At 70.7% G+C, this 19,731-nt stretch carries 12 protein-coding genes; 9 read left to right on the plus strand and 3 right to left on the minus strand.

Annotated elements, in window-relative coordinates:
* Positions 1-70 precede the first annotated feature (70 nt).
* From ACMTAK_RS30400 to ACMTAK_RS30410, 3 genes are all read left to right on the plus strand, one after another.
* Positions 71-952, plus strand: coding sequence for a ComF family protein (locus ACMTAK_RS30400; protein WP_413813038.1), 882 nt, complete (start codon positions 71-73; stop codon positions 950-952).
* Between the two features lie 315 nt (positions 953-1,267).
* The gene (gene hpf / locus ACMTAK_RS30405) at positions 1,268-1,957 is read left to right on the plus strand and encodes a ribosome hibernation-promoting factor, HPF/YfiA family (RefSeq protein ID WP_020870848.1); all 690 of its coding nucleotides are present in this window, start codon (positions 1,268-1,270) and stop codon (positions 1,955-1,957) included.
* Positions 1,958-2,179: 222 nt separating this feature from the next.
* On the plus strand, positions 2,180-2,929 hold the full coding sequence (locus ACMTAK_RS30410) for a response regulator (RefSeq protein WP_014061176.1): 750 nt from the start codon (positions 2,180-2,182) through the stop codon (positions 2,927-2,929).
* Between the two features lie 89 nt (positions 2,930-3,018).
* Here the strand turns inward: ACMTAK_RS30410 and ACMTAK_RS30415 are convergent, their stop codons facing one another.
* Positions 3,019-4,215 carry a winged helix-turn-helix domain-containing protein gene (locus ACMTAK_RS30415; RefSeq protein ID WP_413809129.1) on the minus strand — a complete coding sequence of 399 codons (1,197 nt, stop codon included), beginning with the start codon at positions 4,213-4,215 and terminating at the stop codon, positions 3,019-3,021.
* Positions 4,216-4,396: 181 nt separating this feature from the next.
* Positions 4,397-5,071 (minus strand): GNAT family N-acetyltransferase, encoded by a 675-nt coding sequence (locus ACMTAK_RS30420; RefSeq protein ID WP_413809130.1) that lies wholly within the window; start codon positions 5,069-5,071, stop codon positions 4,397-4,399.
* Positions 5,072-5,313: 242 nt separating this feature from the next.
* Between ACMTAK_RS30420 and secA the strand changes: the two genes are divergently transcribed.
* The 4 genes from secA (at position 5,314) to ACMTAK_RS30440 (ending at position 11,084) form a co-directional block, all read left to right on the plus strand.
* The gene (gene secA / locus ACMTAK_RS30425; protein ID WP_413809131.1) at positions 5,314-8,157 is read left to right on the plus strand and encodes a preprotein translocase subunit SecA; all 2,844 of its coding nucleotides are present in this window, start codon (positions 5,314-5,316) and stop codon (positions 8,155-8,157) included.
* 842 nt (positions 8,158-8,999) lie between these two features.
* The gene (locus tag ACMTAK_RS30430; RefSeq protein ID WP_413809132.1) at positions 9,000-9,599 is read left to right on the plus strand and encodes a hypothetical protein; all 600 of its coding nucleotides are present in this window, start codon (positions 9,000-9,002) and stop codon (positions 9,597-9,599) included.
* Between the two features lie 274 nt (positions 9,600-9,873).
* Positions 9,874-10,380 carry a DUF6912 family protein gene (locus ACMTAK_RS30435; RefSeq protein ID WP_413813039.1) on the plus strand — a complete coding sequence of 169 codons (507 nt, stop codon included), beginning with the start codon at positions 9,874-9,876 and terminating at the stop codon, positions 10,378-10,380.
* A 35-nt stretch (positions 10,381-10,415) separates the two neighbouring features.
* On the plus strand, positions 10,416-11,084 hold the full coding sequence (locus ACMTAK_RS30440; protein ID WP_413809133.1) for an HAD family hydrolase: 669 nt from the start codon (positions 10,416-10,418) through the stop codon (positions 11,082-11,084).
* Positions 11,085-11,228: 144 nt separating this feature from the next.
* Here the strand turns inward: ACMTAK_RS30440 and ACMTAK_RS30445 are convergent, their stop codons facing one another.
* On the minus strand, positions 11,229-11,795 hold the full coding sequence (locus ACMTAK_RS30445; protein ID WP_044581853.1) for a DJ-1/PfpI family protein: 567 nt from the start codon (positions 11,793-11,795) through the stop codon (positions 11,229-11,231).
* Positions 11,796-12,249: 454 nt separating this feature from the next.
* Between ACMTAK_RS30445 and ACMTAK_RS30450 the strand changes: the two genes are divergently transcribed.
* Both ACMTAK_RS30450 and ACMTAK_RS30455 read left to right on the plus strand, forming a co-directional pair.
* Entirely contained in the window at positions 12,250-17,226 is a 4,977-nt protein-coding gene (locus tag ACMTAK_RS30450) for an NAD-glutamate dehydrogenase (RefSeq protein ID WP_413809134.1), read from the plus strand.
* A gap of 197 nt (positions 17,227-17,423) precedes the next feature.
* Positions 17,424-19,673 carry a bifunctional glycosyltransferase/CDP-glycerol:glycerophosphate glycerophosphotransferase gene (locus tag ACMTAK_RS30455; RefSeq protein ID WP_413809135.1) on the plus strand — a complete coding sequence of 750 codons (2,250 nt, stop codon included), beginning with the start codon at positions 17,424-17,426 and terminating at the stop codon, positions 19,671-19,673.
* The last annotated feature ends 58 nt before the right edge of the window (positions 19,674-19,731 follow it).

A 19,731-nucleotide genomic window follows, 5' to 3' on the forward strand; every position in this document is an offset into this window, starting at 1 on the left:
GGTTGTCCACATGTGCGCGGTTGTCCACAAGGGGTGGCGCGGTGGCCTGACCACCGGGACAGTGGTGTTCATGCGGGGCTGGTGGCAGGAGATCTCTGATCTGGTGCTGCCGGCCGACTGCGCCGGATGCGGTCGGCCGGGAGGCACGCTGTGTGGCCGTTGTCGTGGAGCGCTGCGCGGGTCCGGGGCGCGCCGGGTGGAGCCGAGCCCGATGCCGCCGGGGCTGCCGGTGGTCCATGCGGCGGTGGATTACGTGGACGAGGCGCGGGCGGTGCTGCTCGCGCACAAGGAGCGGGGAGCGCTCCGGCTGGCGCGGCCGCTGGGCGAGGCGCTGGCGAGAGCCGTGCGAGCGGCCTGCCCCGGCGGCGGGCCCGGTGCGGGGCCCCGAGGGCGGGCGGCCGTGGGATCGGGCGCGGTATGCGGAGCGAGACCGGGTACTGGATCCGGGATGAGACCAGGGGCCGGATCGGGTATGGGACCGGGTGCCGGAGCGAGCATGAGACAGGAGGCCGGACCGGGTACGAGACCCGGTGCCGGACCGGGGCTGAGACCTCGCGGAGCGCCGCTGCTGCTGGTGCCGGTGCCGTCGGCCCGGCGCATGGTGGGCGCCCGGGGACATGACCCGGCCCGGCGGATCGCGCTCGCCGCGGCGAGCACGCTGCGTGCCGAAGGGCGCCCGGCGAGGGTCCCGGCTGTGCTGTGCCAGCGGCGCCGGGTGACCGACCAGTCGGGGCTGGACGCGCGGCAGCGGCGGGCGAATGTGGCCGGTGCGCTGGGGGCGGTCCCCGGCGGCGGACGGCTGCTGGCGGCGGGCCCGGTAGTGGTGGTGGACGATCTGATGACCACGGGAGCCTCGCTCGCGGAGGCGGCACGGGCGGTGACGGCGGCCGGAGGGCTGGTCATCGGCGCCGCCGTGGTCGCAGCACCCCTGACGGCCACCAACCGGAACTGATTACGAAGCCGCATCGTTGCAGGTGATAAGCGTGGCAAAGCACCTGATCGGAGGTACGGGCCGGTAGGGGGTGCCGACTTCCGACCGGTCGAGCTATGTTCGGTTGTGAGGAATGGCGGGTGCTATGACTCACTCATCCGGTTGGCGCGTTTTGCCTGCAATCTGGTGAGTCTTGGAACAAACGGGATTGAGATCCTCCCCGTGGGAAGGAGGAGCTGAAAGCGCCAAGCCGGTGGCTCCGGAAGACGCCGGAGCCAAGTGCACAAGGGATGACGCTCCGATACTGACCGGAGCTACCCGGGAACGGAGTTCTGCGTGGACATCGTCGTCAAGGGCCGTAAAACTGAGGTGCCCGAGCGGTTCCGGAAGCACGTGGCCGAGAAGCTGAAGCTGGATAAGATCCAGAAGCTCGACGGCAAGGTGATCAGCCTCGACGTCGAGGTGTCCAAGGAGCACAACCCGCGGCAGTCCGACCGCGCCGACCGAGTGGAGATCACGCTTCGCTCGCGCGGCCCGGTGATCCGGGCGGAGGCCGCCGCGGCCGATCCGTACGCAGCGCTGGACCTGGCGGCCAGCAAGCTGGAGGCACGGATGCGGAAGCAGCACGACAAGCGCCATACGCGCCGTGGCAATGGTCGCATTCCGGCCAGCGACGTGGCCATCACCGTGCCCAACGCGGCGCGCATCAACGGGCATGGGGATATCGCCCCCCAGCGCACGACGGAGACCGTCCCCACCACCCGGATGGGCCCCCTGGAAGTCCAGGGCGAGGGCCCTCTGGTGGTCCGGGAGAAGACGCACGCCGCGGCTCCCATGTCGCTCGACCAGGCTCTCTACGAGATGGAGCTGGTCGGGCACGACTTCTATCTGTTCGTCGACTCCGACACCAATCGGCCCAGCGTCGTCTACCGGCGGCATGGCTATGACTACGGGGTGATCCATCTTCAGCCGGAAGCGTTCGTCGGAGAGGCAGCCGGCGGCGCCGGCGGCGCACTCGGTGGCTGACCGAGAAATTCAGCCGAATCCAGCCTGACACGTAAGTGGTGCCCCGGAGCGCCTGCGCGCCCCCCGGGGCACCTCCGTGCGACCACGGCGGGACCATTCCACCGTCCGGGCATGAAATCATGGCCGGGCGGCCAACCGGTGTACCGAAAGCACCGGTTGACGCCAGACCGAGTGCACCCAGGGTGCGGACCGCAAGGGCCATGGCCTTCAGGGGGAGGAACGATGGCGGACAGCTTCGGGCCCGTGTCCGACGCCGGTGAAGACCATGGCGTCGGTCCGGACGGGGGCGAGCCGCGCGGCGAACCGCGCAAGGAGCCGATTCGGGTCCTCGTCGTGGACGACCACGCGCTCTTCCGGCGTGGATTGGAGATCGTCCTGGCCCAGGAGGAGGACATCCAGGTCGTCGGCGAGGCGGGGGACGGGGCCGAGGCCGTGGACAAGGCGGCGGATCTGCTGCCGGACATCGTCCTGATGGATGTGCGAATGCCCAAGCGCGGGGGGATCGAGGCCTGCACCGCCATCAAGGAGGTGGCACCCAGCGCCAAGATCATCATGCTGACGATCAGTGATGAAGAAGCCGATCTCTACGACGCGATCAAGGCAGGGGCCACGGGCTATCTGCTGAAGGAGATCTCGACCGACGAGGTCTCGACCGCCATCCGGGCGGTGGCGGACGGCCAGTCGCAGATCAGCCCGTCGATGGCGGCCAAGCTGCTGACCGAGTTCAAGTCGATGATCCAGCGCACCGACGAGCGGCGGCTGGTGCCCGCGCCCCGGCTCACCGACCGGGAGCTCGAGGTGCTCAAGCTGGTGGCGACCGGAATGAACAACCGGGATATCGCCAAGGAGCTGTTCATCAGCGAGAACACCGTGAAGAACCACGTGCGCAACATTCTGGAGAAATTGCAGCTGCACTCCAGGATGGAGGCCGTGGTGTACGCGATGCGGGAGAAGATCCTCGAGATCAGGTGAGGGTTCGCCTCGCCCGGAGCCAGGACCCCGGACCTCGGAGCCGGGGCCCCGGACCTCGGGGCCGAAGCCCCGGGTGAGCCGAGGTCGGTTCAGGCGACCGCCGCCGAAACCGCCGCCGTGAGCGGTGCGGCCAGCTCCGGGCGGTCCACGCGCTCGACCCGTACGGCGTCACAGCCCACCCATTCGGCCGCCTCCCGCAGCGCCTGCGCCATGGGGGCCACGGCCTTCGGCGACTCCAGGGACACCTGCCGCGCCACCAGGGTCTTCCCCTCCCGGGCCGGATCGACCCGGCCCAGCAGCCGCCCGCCCGACAGCAGCGGCATGGCGAAGTAGCCGTACACCCGCTTGGGCCTCGGCACATACGCCTCCAGCCGATGGCTGAAGCCGAAGATCCGCTCGGTGCGCGCCCGGTCCCATATCAGCGAGTCGAAGGGCGACAGCAGAGTGGTGCGGTGACGGCCGCGCGGCGGGGTGGCCAGCGCCTCGGGGTCCGCCCAGGCCGGTTTGTCCCAGCCCTCGACCGCCACCGGCACCAGCCCCGAGTCCGCGATCACCGCCGCCACCTGCTCGCCCTTGAGCCGGTGGTAGTCGGCGATGTCCGCCCGCGTGCCCACGCCCAGGGACTGCCCGGCCAGCCGGACCAGCCGGCGCAGACACTCCAGGTCGTCCAGGTCGTCATGGAGCAGGGCGTCCGGCACGGCGCGCTCCGCCAGGTCGTACACCCGCTTCCAGCCGCGCCGCTCGACGCACACCACCTCGCCGAACATCAGCGCCCGCTCGACCGCGATCTTCGCGGCCGACCAGTCCCACCACGGCCCGCCGTTCTTGGCCCCGCCCAGCTTCGTCGCGGTCAGCGGGCCCTCCGCGCGCAACTGCTTCACCACCGTCTCGTACACCCCGTCCGGCAGCTCGTGGTGCCAGTGCGGACGGAGGCGGTAGGCGCGGCGCCGGAAGGCGAAGTGCGGCCACTCCTCGATGGGCAGTACGCAGGCGGCATGCGACCAGTACTCGAAGGCGTGGGTGCCGGTCCAGTACGCCGACTCGACCGTCTTACGGCCGACCGCGCCCAGCCGTGCGTATGGAATCAGCTCATGGGAGCGGGCCAGCACCGAGATCGTGTCCAGCTGCACCGCGCCCAGGTGGCGCAGCACGCCCCGCACCCCGCCACGCCGGTCGGGGGCGCCGAGCAGCCCCTGGGCGCGCAGCGCGATCCGGCGCGCCTCGTCGGCGGAGAGGATGGCCTCGGGCGTGCGGTCCACGGCGGATCCGGTGGCGGCGTTCGTCATGCGCGCCACCGTAGTAGCACCCACTGACAACGCCGCCGGCACCGCCCGCGCCCGCCGGATGCCCCACGCCCGGGCCCCCGGATGCGCCACGCCCGAGCCCCTCGGACCACCGACGCCGCCCTCGGACCACCGACGCCGCCCTCGGACCACCGACGCCGCCCTCAGGCCGCCGACGCCGCCCTCAGGCGACCGACGGCGCCGTGGATGCCCGGCGAGCGGATGCCCGGCCGGACGCCTCCTGCTCCTCCTGGGGCGCGTTGGCCGCCACGGACGCCTTGGCGGGCAGATACGGCGTCGTCGACGGCAGCCCCCAGTCGGAGGGCAGCAACGCGCCCCGCCAGGCGTCCCGCCGGGTCCCCTGGTGGACGATCCGGGCGCGGTCCGTCCCCTCCATCCGGAAACCCACCCCGAGGGCGACCGCCCGCGAACCCTCGTTCCCGGCCTCGCTGCACCACTCCAGGCGCTCCACCCCGAGCCGGGTGAACGCCCACTCGATCACGGCCCGCGCCGCCTCGCCCGTATAGCCGTGCCGCCGCTGCTCGCGCGCCGTCCAGTAGCCGAGCTCGGCCTGGTGCTCGGGGGAGCGCAGATGGGCCAGCCGCACCAGGCCCATGGCACCGACGAGGGCGCCGTCACTCTTGGTGACCACCGCGAAGTCGTAGGTCACGTCGTCACGCCAGTTCTCGGGGCAGATCCGGCCGGTGAAGTCCTCCGCGTGCGCGCGTTCGTAAGGGGACGGCACGCTGGTCCATCGCTGGATGTCCGGGTCCTGGCAGGCGGCGAAGACCGCGTCCGTGTCGGAGGGGCGGAAGGGGCGCAGGACCAGGCGCTCGGTGGTGAGGGTGACAGGCTCCATGCGACCCGAGTCTGCGCCGCCGCCGTCACTCACCGCGAGCGGTTTCGGTGAATTGGAGGGCACCTGGGGGGCCTCTCGGGCGTTGACACGGTGAGGTGACATCCGGTCCTCGTGGTGACGGACCTCCCGGCGTGCCGGGGTCTGTCTTACGATGGCCGTTGCGGCGGGGCCTGCGCCCCTTGACAATGCCGCGCCAGCGCACCCCGACCGTGCCAGGCCCGACCGGCAAGGAGCCAGCCTACGTGTCCGTCCTCAACAAGCTCATGCGTGCAGGCGAAGGAAAGATCCTGCGCAAGCTGCACCGCATCGCGGACCAGGTCAATTCCATCGAAGAGGACTTCCTGTCCCTCTCCGACGCCGAGCTGCGCGCCCTCACCGACGAGTACAAGCAGCGGTACGAAGACGGTGAGTCCCTCGACGACCTGATGCCCGAAGCGTTCGCCACGGTGCGCGAGGCGGCCAAGCGGGTGCTCGGACAGCGTCACTACGACGTCCAGCTGATGGGCGGCGCGGCGCTGCATCTCGGGTATGTCGCCGAGATGAAGACCGGTGAGGGCAAGACCCTGGTCGGCACCCTCCCGGCGTATCTGAACGCGCTGTCGGGCAAGGGCGTCCACCTCATCACCGTCAACGACTACCTGGCGGAGCGCGACTCCGAGTGGATGGGCCGGGTGCACCGGTTCCTCGGCCTGGAGGTCGGCTGCATCCTCGCCAACATGACCCCGGCGCAGCGCCGCGAGCAGTACGCGTGCGACATCACCTACGGCACCAACAACGAGTTCGGCTTCGACTATCTGCGCGACAACATGGCGTGGTCGAAGGACGAGCTGGTCCAGCGCGGCCACAACTACGCGATCGTCGACGAGGTCGACTCGATCCTGGTGGACGAGGCCCGTACGCCGCTGATCATCTCCGGCCCGGCCGACCAGGCCACCAAGTGGTACGCCGACTTCGCCAAGCTGGTCACCCGGCTCACCCGGGGCCAGGCCGCCGAGCCGCAGAAGGGCCAGGAGGAGACCGGGGACTACGAGGTCGACGAGAAGAAGCGGACCGTCGGCATCCATGAGTCCGGGGTCACCAAGGTCGAGGACTGGCTGGGGATCGACAACCTCTACGAGTCGGTCAACACCCCGCTGGTCGGCTACCTCAACAACGCGATCAAGGCCAAGGAGCTCTTCAAGAACGACAAGGACTACGTCGTCATGGACGGCGAAGTCATGATCGTCGACGAGCACACCGGCCGTATCCTCGCGGGCCGCCGCTACAACGAGGGCATGCACCAGGCCATCGAGGCGAAGGAAGGGGTGGAGATCAAGGACGAGAACCAGACGCTCGCCACGATCACCCTCCAGAACTTCTTCCGCCTCTACGACAAGCTCTCCGGCATGACCGGTACGGCGATGACCGAGGCCGCCGAGTTCCACCAGATCTACAAGCTCGGCGTGGTCCCGATCCCGACCCACCGCCCCCTCGCCCGGCTCGACCAGTCCGACCTGATCTACCGCACCGAGGTCGCGAAGTTCGACGCGGTGGTCGAGGACATCGTCGAGAAGCACACCAAGGGCCAGCCGGTCCTGGTCGGCACGACCTCCGTGGAGAAGTCCGAGTACCTCTCCCAGCAGCTCGCCAAGCGCGGGGTGCCGCATGAGGTGCTCAACGCCAAGCAGCACGACCGGGAGGCGACGATCGTCGCCCAGGCCGGCCGTAAGGGCGCCGTGACCGTCGCGACCAACATGGCGGGCCGCGGTACCGACATCAAGCTCGGCGGCAACCCCGACGACCTCGCCGAGGCCGAGCTGCGCCAGCGCGGTCTGGATCCGGTGGAGCACTCCGAGGAGTGGGCCGCCGCGCTGCCCGCCGCCCTGGAGAAGGCGGAGGCCGCGGTCAAGGCCGAGTTCGAGGAGGTCAAGGAGCTCGGCGGGCTGTATGTGCTGGGCACCGAGCGCCATGAGTCGCGCCGGATCGACAACCAGCTGCGCGGCCGCTCCGGCCGTCAGGGCGACCCCGGCGAGTCCCGCTTCTACCTCTCCCTCGGCGACGATCTGATGCGGCTGTTCAAGGCGCAGATGGTCGAGCGCGTCATGGCGATGGCGAACGTCCCGGACGACGTCCCGATCGAGAACAAGATGGTCACGCGGGCCATCGCCTCCGCCCAGTCGCAGGTCGAGCAGCAGAACTTCGAGACCCGTAAGAACGTCCTGAAGTACGACGAGGTCCTCAACCGCCAGCGCGAGGTCATCTACGGCGAGCGCCGCCGTGTCCTGGAGGGCGAGAACCTTCAGGACCAGGTCGGCCACTTCATGAACGACACCATCGAGGCCTATGTGCGGGCGGAGACGGTCGAGGGCTTCGCCGAGGAGTGGGACCTGGACCGGCTGTGGAACGCCTTCAAGCAGCTCTACCCGGTCAGCGTGACCATCGAGGAGCTGGAGGAGGAGGCCGGCGACCGCGCCGGGATCACCGCCGAGTTCATCGAGGAGTCCATCAAGGACGACATCCACCAGCAGTACGAGGCGCGCGAGGAGCAGCTGGGCTCCGAGATCATGCGTGAGCTGGAGCGCCGGGTCGTGCTCTCCGTCCTGGACCGCAAGTGGCGCGAACACCTCTACGAGATGGACTACCTCCAGGAGGGCATCGGGCTGCGCGCGATGGCCCAGAAGGACCCGCTGGTCGAGTACCAGCGTGAGGGCTTCGACATGTTCCAGGCCATGATGGAGGGCATCAAGGAGGAGTCCGTCGGCTATCTGTTCAACCTGGAGGTCCAGGTCGAGCAGCAGGTCGAGGAGGTCCCGGTCGAGGCGTCGGAGGAGCAGGTCGCCCTCGAGAAGGACGTACAGGACGCGGTGCCGGCGGGCGCGCCGTCCGCGGGCTCCTCGGCCCGCCCCGAGATCCGCGCCAAGGGCCTGGAGGCCCCGCAGCGGCCGGACCGGCTGCACTTCTCCGCCCCGACGGTGGACGGAGAGGGCGGCGTCGTCGAGGGCGACTTCCCCAACGGTGAGACGCCCCCGGCGCCGCGGTCGGAGGCCGACGGGTTGACGCGTGCGGAGCGGCGCAAAGCGCAGAAGGGCCGCCGCCGTAAGAAGTAAGTAATCGGGCTGGAGTGAACGGGCCGGGGTGCCGCGCGAGAGCGCGGCACCCCGGCCCGTCGCGTTGCGCCCTGCCGGGCGGGTTGCGCGGAGCGGATCGGCCCTCGGTGTCGGCCCCCGGAGTCCCGGGCCCCATGGGGGTCCGGCGGACCGTGCGGCGGAGCCGCGTATCGATGCCTTCCCCTCCCCGTAACCAGGGGCTCCGCCTGGACCCCGGAGTGCAGGAGGGGCGGAGCCCCGCCGTGCGGCGGGGCCGCATATCGATGCCGCGGGAAGGGGGGAGTGGGGAGCTCCGCCCAGGCCCCGGGGGTCCGGGGGCGAAGCCCCTGGTAGCGGGAAGGGGCGGGGAGGGGGAAGGCCCGCCGGTCACCACACCCCATAGGCGCCCCTGGGCGTCGCGGCCCCGGCCGGGGAGCGACCCGCCGCAGGCGTCGAGATCCGTCGGACGGGCCCTACGCGAGTGGCCCGAGGTCGATCGCGGCGCAGCGCCAGCGGGCGTCGGCGCCGAGCTCGAGCCGGAAGGCGAGCGCTGTGAGCCGGTCTCCGGAGGCGATCCGGGCGAACGCCTCATCACCCCATGCCGGGGCTGGTACTCGCCACAGCGCCGCACCAGGGGCGCTGTGGCCCGCTCTCCGGCGGGGCGCAGCGGCGCGCGCGGGGCGAGCTCGATCAGCTGGTCGTAGGCGGCCGGGAGGGCGTGCCCGAGGAGGGTGTGGACGGGGCGCTGGCCGCTGAGGGTGAGCACCAGCCGGTTGGCGAACCAGTAGCGCGGCAGCCGATCCCGCTCCCGCCACGCCGCGGCGGCCGCGGCGGACCGCGACACGGCCGCGGCGCGGGAAGCGATGGGCGCGCGGTGCGCGGCCGGGGTACGGGAAGCGGTGGGCGCGCGGTGCGCGGTCGGGGTGGGCGGTGTGGTGATGCCCGAGGCGGCCGCCTGGGGCGGTGCGGTCGGGGCCGGTGGGGTGGCGCTGCGTGGTGCCGTCGTCGCGGGCGGTGCGGCCGTCGTGCGTGCTGTCGCGCTGCGCCGTGCAGCCGTCGTGCGGGCCGCCTGGGGCGGCGCGGCCGGGGCAGGTGGTGTGGTGATGCCCGGGGCGGCCGTCGTGTGTGGTGCGGTTGGGGCCGGTGGGGTGGCGCTGCGTGGTGCCGTCGTCGCGGGCGGTGCGGCCGTCGTGCGTGCTGTCGCGCTGCGCCGTGCAGCCGTCGTGCGGGCCGCCTGGGGCGGTGCGGTCGCGGGCGGCGCGGCCGTTGTGCCGGGTGCCGCCGATGCGGGGGCGCCGCGGGGGCGGCGGGGGTCCTTGCGGCCCGGTGGGCCGCTCCGGCCGCGTCGCCGTGCGGCCTCCCCAGCCCCGGCACCCGCCGCCGTGTTCCGATCCGTCGCGCGGACGCCCTCGCCCATCCCTCTCGCCCCGTTCTCTCCGGCCCGGTCGTATACCGGGCGGTAGCTTTCGTCGGAGAGTCTTCTACCGGCGGGTTTTCGGGGTCCGCAACGCGCCTGGCCCGCGGCCGCGGTCGGCGTCGCGGTTCACCTATTCGGGGCATACGGCGGATCGTCGGTCCCGGTCATCGGCTCGAGCGCGGCGCGATCCCGTCTTCGTACGGCCCCGTCGGCACCTGTCCCCCGAAAGGGGACCACCGGCCCTTCGGGGAAGGCTCGGGCGCGGGGAGGGGCGAATCGTATGCTGGGGGGCCTATTGGTCTCTGATGAAAGCGGCAGCCATGCGCGTCTACGTCCCCCTGACCCTCTCCGGTCTCGCCGAGGCGTACAAGGAGGGCCAACTGGGGCCGACGCCGCTGATCGCCTACGCGGTCACCCCGGCGCTGCGCGAGTGGTATGTGTCCGACGACATCGAGGAGCTGGAGTACGCGGCGCTGAGCCGGGCCGCGCAGGCGTCACTGCGGTTGCTCGCCGTCGACCCCCGGGCGGCCCGCCGCCGGGTCGTGGTGGCCGTGGACGTGCCCGACGGGCAGGCGGTCGCCGATCCGGACCGGGGGCTGGACCAGTCCGCGCTGGGTGAGGTGCGGATCAAGGCCGCCATACCGCTCGCGAAGGCCGCCGCCGTGCACCTGGACGCCGAGGATGCCGAGCGGGACATCGCCGCGGCCGCCGACGCGTTGGGCGCGGCGGACCTCGGTGACGACGACGCGCAGTTCACCGTGGACGGCGCCGAGGACCACGAACTGCTCTGGTACGCCACCCAGGAGATCCCCAATCTGATCGGGTGATGCCCGCTGTCGGACCCTCCGGGTACGGTCGTGGGATGGGGAAGAACCACGTGACGCACCTCGTCTGGGACTGGAACGGCACGCTGCTCCACGACATCGACGCCGTGATCTCGGCGACGAACGCCTCGTTCCAGGAGATCGGGCTGCCGCCGATCACTCTCGAGCGCTATCGCGACCTGTACTGCGTCCCGGTGCCCCGCTTCTACGAGCGGCTGATGGGGCGGCTGCCCTCCGACGAGGAGTGGGCGGTCATGGACGAGGCGTTCCACCGGCACTACTGGGCGCTGGCCGAGTCCGCCGGGCTGGCGATCGGCGCCCGGCAGCTGCTCACCGAGTGGCAGGAGGCGGGTCTCACCCAGTCATTGTGTTCACTGGCCCCGCATGAGTATCTGCTCCCCCTGGTGCGGACGCATGGCATCGAGCGCCATTTCGTCCGGGTGGACGGCCGCACCGGGCAGAGCAACACCGGCAAGGCCGAGCAGATGGTGCGCCATATCGCCGCGCTCGAAGGGATGCCGCCGCAGCGGATGGTGGTGATCGGGGACGCCCTGGACGACGCGGTGGCGGCGCGGCACGTGGGGGCGCGGGCCGTTCTCTACACGGGCGGTTCGCACAGCCGGGCCAGCCTGGGGGCGGCGGGGGTGCCGGTCGTGGACACGCTCGAGGAGGCCGTACGGGAGGCCGAGCGCATTGCCGACGAGTGAGACGAGGGAGCCGGGTGAGCCATGTGAACCAGGTGAGCCGGGTGAGATGAGTGCGATGAGCGAGCTGCGTGAGATGGCGAGCCCGGTGAGCTTGGTGAGACGAGTGAGCCCGGTGAGACGCATGCCCCCGGGGCCGCACCGCCCTCACACCACCGGCGCCTTCGACCGCAGCGCCGCCAGGAACTCCCGCATCCACGCCGGATGGTCCGGCCACGCCCGCGACGAGATCAGCGTGCCGTCGACCACGACCTCCGCGTCCTGGTAGTCCGCCCCCGCCGCCTGCATGTCCGGCTCCAGCGCCGGATACGCGGTGACCCGCCGTCCGCTCAGGCCGCCCACGGCCGCCGTCAGCAGCGGGCCGTGGCAGATCTGCGCCACCGGCTTGTCCGCGTCGAAGAACGCCTTGCAGATCTTGCGCAGCTCGGGGTCGTTCCGCAGATACTCCGGGGCCCGGCCGCCCGGGATCACCAGGGCGGTGTACTGCCCGGGGTCCACCTCGGAAAAGGCCAGGTCGGCGGGGATCGTATAGCCCGGCTTCTCGGTGTAGGTGTCGAAGCCCTCCTCGAAGTCATGGACCACCAGGCGCAGCGTCTTGCGGCTCGGGGCCGCGATATGGACCTCGTACCCCTCCTCGCGCAGCCGCTGGTACGGGTAGAGCACCTCCAGCGATTCGGCCGCGTCGCCGGTCACCAGCAGGATCTTCGCAGCCATGCCACGCACCTCCAGGTCCACGCCTACCACCGTGCTTACCACCGTCCAGATCACGGTGCATCCGCGCCCGCGCTTTGCCAAGGGTGCGTGAGCGGCGCATCATCGGCCCGTGCGCGCCTCCCGGTCGCTGTCCATTTCGTCAAACTTCAGGGCCCGGTTTTGTACACGAACGGCTCATGACGACCCCCTGGGGTGGAGCGATAGCCTTACTGCGTGATCAGCGCGATAGTCCGTGAGGGCAACGAGGCCCTCGCTCCGCGCCCGGCGCCCCACCAGGCCCGGGCCCGAGCCGCCGCTGACCCGTGGCGCGTGGGGCCTTGGTCACTTACGGCCGAGTACACCCTGGCCATTTCCCGATCCGGCATACCGTCGTCCACGACCGGATTTTTCGCGTCGCGGCGTCATGCCACCGCCATCGATGTCACGCAACGGCGCGCGACAGGAGCCAGAGGACATGCAGACCAAGCTGGACGAAGCCAAGGCCGAGCTGCTCGAACGGGCCGCCCGGGTCGCTGAGAACAGCCCTGCCGGGGGGCAACCGGTGCAGGGCCCAGGACCGGAGACCCTGACCGCATACCTCCAGCACTACTACCTGCACACACCTCCAGAGGACCTCGCCGACCGCGACCCGGTCGATGTCTTCGGGGCGGCGCTCTCCCACTACCGGCTCGCCGAGGTGCGTCCGCAGGGCACGGCGAACGTCCGGGTGCACACCCCGACCGTCGAGGAGCACGGCTGGACCTGCAGCCACTCCGTGGTCGAGGTGGTCACCGACGACATGCCGTTCCTGGTCGACTCGGTCACCAACGAGCTCACCCGCCAGGGGCGCGGCATCCATGTCGTGATCCACCCGCAGGTGATCGTGCGCCGTGACATCACCGGCAAGCTGATCGAGCTGCTCGACGTCTCCCCGGACGGCCCGTCCCGGAAGAGCCGGAAGAAGCTCCCGCATGACGCGGTCGTGGAGTCCTGGATCCATGTCGAGACCGATCGCGAGACCGACCGCGGCGATCTGAAGCAGATCACCGCCGATCTGGTGCGCGTCCTGTCCGATGTCCGCGAGGCCGTCGAGGACTGGGAGAAGATGCGCGACTCCGCGCTGCGCATCGCCGAGGGCCTGCCGGACGAGCCGAAGGCCGCCGAGGTCCGCGAGGAGGAGGTGGAGGAGGCCCGTGAGCTGCTGCGCTGGCTCGCGGACGACCACTTCACCTTCATCGGCTTCCGCGAGTACGAGCTGACGCAGGTCCCCACCGAGGCCGGTGGCGAGGAGGACGCGCTGACCGCGGTGCCCGGCACCGGCCTCGGCATCCTGCGTTCCGACCCGCAGCACAAGGACACCGACGAGAGCGCCCACGCGGGCCCCGGCACCCCGGTGTCCCAGGCCTTCAACCGGCTGCCGGCCGACGCCCGTGCCAAGGCGCGCGAGCGCAAGCTGCTGGTGCTGACCAAGGCGAACAGCCGCGCCACCGTCCACCGCCCCTCGTACCTCGACTACATCGGCGTGAAGAAGTTCGACGCCGAGGGCAATGTGATCGGCGAGCGCCGCTTCCTGGGGCTGTTCTCGTCCGCCGCGTACACCGAGTCGGTGCGCCGGGTGCCGGTGATCCGCCGCAAGGTCGACGAGGTGCTCGCGGGCGCGGGCTTCGCGGCCAACAGCCACGACGGCCGGGACCTGATGCAGATCCTGGAGACCTACCCGCGCGACGAGCTGTTCCAGACCCCGGTCGACCAGCTCCGCTCGATCGCCACCAGCGTGCTCTACCTCCAGGAGCGCCGCCGGCTGCGGATGTTCCTGCGCCAGGACGAGTACGGGCGCTACTACTCCGCGCTGGTCTACCTTCCGCGCGATCGTTTCACCACCGATGTGCGGCTGCGGCTGACCGACATCCTGCTGGAGGAGCTGAGCGGCCGTCCGCCGGTCGACTTCACCGCCCTGCACACCGAATCGGTGCTCTCGCGGCTGCACTTCGTGGTCCGTGTCCAGCCGGGCACCGAGCTGCCCGACCTCACCGACTCCGATGTGGAGCGGATCGAGAGCCGGCTGATCGAGGCCGCCCGCTCCTGGGCCGACGGCTTCACCGACGCGCTGGTCTCCGAGGTCGGCGAGGAGCGCGCCGCCGAGCTGCTCCGCCGCTACCAGAACGCCTTCCCCGAGGGCTACAAGGCGGACCACACCCCGCGCGGCGCCGTCGCCGACCTCCAGCACCTGGAGCGGCTGAAGGACTGCGGACAGGACTTCGCGCTCAGCCTCTACGAGCCGGTGGGCGCGGCCCACGCCGAGCGCCGCTTCAAGATCTACCGGGCCGGGGCCCAGATCTCGCTGTCCGCGGTGCTCCCGGTGCTCAACACCCTCGGGGTCGAGGTGGTGGACGAGCGCCCGTACGAGCTGCGCTGCTCGGACAAGACCACCGCCTGGATCTACGACTTCGGGCTGCGGCTGCCGCTGCGTGAGGGCGAGGCCCTCGCCGACGACGCCCGTGAGCGCTTCCAGAACGCGTTCGCCGCGGTGTGGACCGGCCAGGCCGAGAGCGACGACTTCAACCAGCTGGTGCTGGGCGCGGGTCTTGACTGGCGGCAGGCGATGGTGCTGCGGGCCTACGCCAAGTACCTGCGGCAGGCCGGTTCCACCTTCAGCCAGTCGTACATGGAGGACACCCTCCGCAACAATGTGCACACCACCCGGCTGCTGGTCTCGCTCTTCGAGGCCCGGATGTCGCCGGAGCGGCAGCGGGCGGGGCTGGAGCTGACCGACGCGCTGCTGGAGGAGCTGGACGCGGCGCTGGACCAGGTGGCCTCGCTGGACGAGGACCGCATCCTGCGCTCCTTCCTCACTCTGATCAAGGCGACGCTGCGGACCAATCACTTCCAGCGGAACGCCCACGACAAGCCCCACGACTACCTGTCGATCAAGCTGGACCCGCAGGCCGTGCCGGATCTGCCCGCGCCCCGCCCGGCGTACGAGATCTGGGTCTACTCGCCGCGGGTCGAGGGTGTGCACCTGCGGTTCGGCAAGGTCGCGCGCGGCGGTCTGCGCTGGTCCGACCGGCGTGAGGACTTCCGCACCGAGATCCTCGGCCTGGTCAAGGCGCAGATGGTGAAGAACACGGTCATCGTGCCGGTGGGTGCCAAGGGCGGCTTCGTCGGCAAGCGGCTGCCGGACCCGTCCGTGGACCGCGACGCCTGGATGGCCGAGGGCATCGCCTGCTACAAGACCTTCATCTCCGGTCTGCTCGACATCACCGACAACCTGGTCGCCGGGCAGGTCGAGCCGCCGAAGGACGTGGTCCGCCACGACGGGGACGACACCTATCTCGTCGTCGCCGCCGACAAGGGCACCGCGACCTTCTCCGACATCGCCAACGACGTGGCGCAGGCGTACGGCTTCTGGCTCGGGGACGCCTTCGCCTCCGGCGGCTCCGCCGGATACGACCACAAGGGCATGGGCATCACCGCCCGTGGTGCCTGGGAGTCGGTCAAGCGCCACTTCCGCGAGCTGGGCCATGACACCCAGTCCCAGGACTTCACGGTCGTGGGCGTCGGCGACATGTCCGGTGACGTGTTCGGCAACGGGATGCTGCTGAGCGAGCACATCCGGCTGGTCGCCGCCTTCGACCACCGGCACATCTTCCTGGACCCCAACCCGGACGCGGCGACCTCCTACGCCGAGCGCCGCCGCCTGTTCGAGCTGCCGCGCTCCTCGTGGGAGGACTACAACGCCGAGCTGCTGTCGGCGGGCGGCGGGATCCACCCCCGTACGGCCAAGGCCATCCCGATCACCCCGCAGGTGCGGGCCGCGCTCGGGATCGAGAAGCGGATCGCCAAGATGACCCCGGCCGATCTGATGAAGACGATCCTCAAGGCCCCGGTGGACCTGCTGTGGAACGGCGGCATCGGCACCTACGTCAAGGCGTCCACCGAATCGAACGGCGATGTCGGCGACAAGGCCAATGACGCGATCCGGGTGGACGGCCAGGATCTGCGGGTCAAGGTCGTCGGCGAGGGCGGCAACCTGGGCCTGACCCAGCTCGGCCGGATCGAGTTCGCCTCCAACGGCGGCCGGATCAACACCGACGCGATCGACAACAGCGCCGGTGTGGACACCTCCGACCACGAGGTGAACATCAAGATCCTGCTCAACGCCCTGGTCACCGAGGGCGACCTCACCCTCAAGCAGCGCAACAAGCTGCTCGCCGAGATGACCGACGAGGTCGGCGCGCTGGTGCTGCGCAACAACTACGCGCAGAACGTGGCGCTGGCCAACTCCATCGCCCAGGCCCACAGCCTGCTCCACGCCCACCAGCGGCTGATGCGCCGCCTGGGCCGCGAGGGACGGCTGGACCGGGCGCTGGAGTTCCTGCCCACCGACCGCCAGATCCGTGAGCGGCTCTCCGCCGGGCGCGGTCTGACCCAGCCCGAGCTGGCCGTGCTGCTGGCCTACGTCAAGATCACGGTGGCCGATGAGCTGATCACCACCGGGCTGCCCGACGACCCGTACCTCCAGCGGCTGCTGCACGCATACTTCCCGCAGGCGCTGCGGCAGCGGTTCCCCGAGCACATCGACGGCCACGCCCTGCGGCGCGAGATCATCACCACGGTGCTGGTCAACGACACCGTCAACACCGCCGGTACGACCTTCCTGCACCGGATGCGGGAGGAGACCGGGGCCTCCACCGAGGAGGTCGTGCGGGCCCAGACCGCGGCCCGCGCGATCTTCGAGCTGAACCAGGTGTGGGACGAGGCCGAGGCGCTGGACACGGTCGTCGACGCCGACATCCAGACCAGGATGCGGCTGCACTCGCGCCGGCTGGTCGAGCGCGGCACCCGCTGGCTGCTGAACAACCGGCCGCAGCCGCTCGAGCTGGCCGAGACGATCGACTTCTTCGGCGAGCGGGTCGGCGCGGTCCGGGCGCAGCTGCCCAAGCTGCTGCGCGGCTCCGACATTGAGTGGTACCAGCGGATCTACGACGATCTGACCGGGGCGCACGTCCCGGAGGATCTGGCCACCAGGGTGGCGGGCTTCTCCTCGGCCTTCCCGACACTGGACATCGTGGCCATCGCGGACCGCACCGGCAAGGACCCGCTGGCGGTCGCCGAGGTCTACTACGACCTGGCCGACCGGCTGCGGATCAGCCAGCTGATGGAACGGATCATCGAGCTGCCGCGCGCGGACCGGTGGCAGTCCATGGCCCGGGTCTCCATCCGCGAGGATCTGTACGCGGCCCAGGCCGCCCTGACCGCCGATGTGCTGTCGGTGGGCAACGGCGGTTCCACGCCCGAGCAGCGCTTCAAGGCGTGGGAGGAGAAGAACGCCGCGATCCTCCAGCGGGCCCGCACCACGCTCGATGAGATTCAGTCGTCGGAGACCTTCGACCTGGCCAATCTGTCGGTCGCGATGCGGACGATGCGGACGCTGCTGCGCACCCACAGCTGACGCGCGGTCGGCATACGGCTGACGCGGTCGGCACACCCCACGGCGCCTCCGGTGGACTTCAGGTCCGCCGGGGGCGTTTGTCACCCGCTTGGGCGCCCCTCCAACGACCGAGCGGGCATACCGGGACGAACCCACCTAGCGTGGGTGGTCAGTGAGTGCTTCGCGCCTCGAACCGCCACCGCGTCCCGAGGAGCCTTATGCCCCGCTTCACCATCGTCATCGCCGCCTATCGCGTCCAGGGTTATCTGAGCGCCTGCCTGGACTCCGTGCTGACGCAGTCGTATCCCGACCTCGAGGTGGTCGCCGTGGACGACCGCTCACCGGACCACTGCGGCGCGATCATCGACGCGTACGCGGCGCGCGACAGCCGGGTCGTGCCCGTGCACCAGCGGATCAACTCCGGTCCTGGCCGGGCCCGTAACGCCGGGGTGGAGCGGGCGAGCGGGGACTATCTGCTCTTCCTGGACGGAGATGACACCCTCGCCCCGGGCACCCTCCAGGGCCTCGCCGACCGGCTCGCCCTCACCCACGACCCGGAGATCCTCTACTTCAACCATGTGCGCACCTACTGGTCGGAGCGCAGGGCGCCCAGCCTCTTCGGGGAACTGCTGGCCTCGGCGGGCACCGATGTCTTCTCCGCCGTCGAACGCCCGGAATTCCTTCGGTTGTTCGCGATGTCGTCCAATCGCGTCTACCACCGGGATTTCTACATCCGCCACGGCTTCGCGTTCAGCGAGGGCATCTACGAGGACGCCCTGCTCTCGTACAAGACGATGCTCACCGCGCGCCGAATAGCCTGTGTGGACCTGGTGGGCCTGGAATACCGGCAGCGGCGGGTCGGGGCCAGTACGGGAAGCCCCGGCGAGAAGCACTTCGTCATCTTCCAGCAGTACGCCCGGCTCTTCGACTTCCTCGACGACCGGCCGCATCTGGAGCCGCTGCGCCCGCTGCTCTTCGAGCGGGCCGTATCGCATTTCCTGTTCTGTCTGGACCGGACGTCCCGGGTGGCTACGGCGGACCGGCCGCGCTTCTTCGCGCGGGCCGCCGAGTGGTACCGCGCCCATCTCCCGGCCGGGTTCACCCCGCCGGTCGAGGGCCGTTGGCGGTTCGAGGCGCTGGCGTCCGGCTCCTTCCTCCGCTACCGCGAGCACGAACTGGCCGTACGGGCGGCCGCCGGGGCCCGCAAGCTGCGCCGGACCGTCCGGCCGCCGCTGGCGGCGCGCGCCAAGCAGGGCCTGTACCGGCTGCACCGGCAGCGGCCCGTTGACCCCCATCTGGCCGTCTACTCCGCGTACTGGGGCCGTGGGGTGCTCTGCAATCCGGGGGCGATCTACGAGAAGGCGCGGGAGCTGGCGCCGGAGATCCACGGGGTGTGGGCGGTCAAGAAGTCGGAGATCGAGAACCTTCCGGAAGGCGTCGACTACGTCGTCACCGGCACCCGCGACTTCTACCGCACGGTGGCCCGCGCGAAATACCTCATCAACAATGTCAACTTCCCCAATGAGGTGGTGAAGCGGCCGGGCACGGTGCATTTGCAGACCTTCCACGGCACCCCACTCAAATGCATGGGCCTGGACCAGCAGCGCTATCCCGCCGCCGCGGGCGGGATGAGCTTCGGCAATCTGCTCAAGCGCATCGACCGCTGGGACTTCGCCCTCTCCTCCAATCCGCACTCCAGCCAGATCTGGGAGCGGGTCTACCCCGCGGGGTACCGGCTGCTGGAGTACGGATATCCGCGCAATGACGTCTTCTTCACCGCGACCGAGGAGGACATCCGGCGGATCCGTGAGGAGTTGGGAATCCCGGCCGGGAACACCGCCCTCCTCTACGCGCCCACCCTCCGCGACTACCAGAAGGGGTTCACCCCCCGGCTGGACCTGGAGCGGCTCAGCCGCGAACTCGGCCCGGAGACCACGCTGTTGGTGCGGGCCCACTACTCCTACCGGCCGGATGACGAGCTGGCCCGGCTCCAGGAGGCCGGGCCGGTGATCGACGTCTCGCGCCACCGGTCGGTGGAGGAGCTGTGCCTGGCGGCCGACGCGCTGATCACCGACTACTCGTCGATGATGTTCGACTACGCCCTGCTGGACCGGCCCGTCGTGATCTACGCCGACGACTGGGACATCTACCGCTCCTCCCGCGGTGTCTACTTCGACCTGCTGTCGGGATCCCCCGGCGAGACCCCGGGAGCCGTCGCCCGCAGCGAGCGGGAGCTGGTCGAGGTCTTCCGTGAGGGCCGCTGGTGCGACGGGGACGCGACCGCGCTGCGGACCGCCTTCCGGGCCCGCTTCTGCCGGTTCGACGACGGCCACGCGGCCGAGCGGGTGGTACGGGCCCTGATGCTGGGCCAGGACATCGCGCTCCCGCTCGCCCCCACGCCACAGCCACGGCCCCTGGCGGACAGCGCCCCGGCCGGGCCCCGCGGCGGCCTCCTCACCGCCGAGTGACCGATCCGCCGCGCGGTCCGGCGGTCCGCCGTGTGTCCCGGGTCCGCCGTGTGTCCCT

The sequence above is a fragment of the Streptomyces lacaronensis genome (assembly GCF_047337785.1).
Lineage (GTDB): Bacteria > Actinomycetota > Actinomycetes > Streptomycetales > Streptomycetaceae > Streptomyces > Streptomyces lycopersici.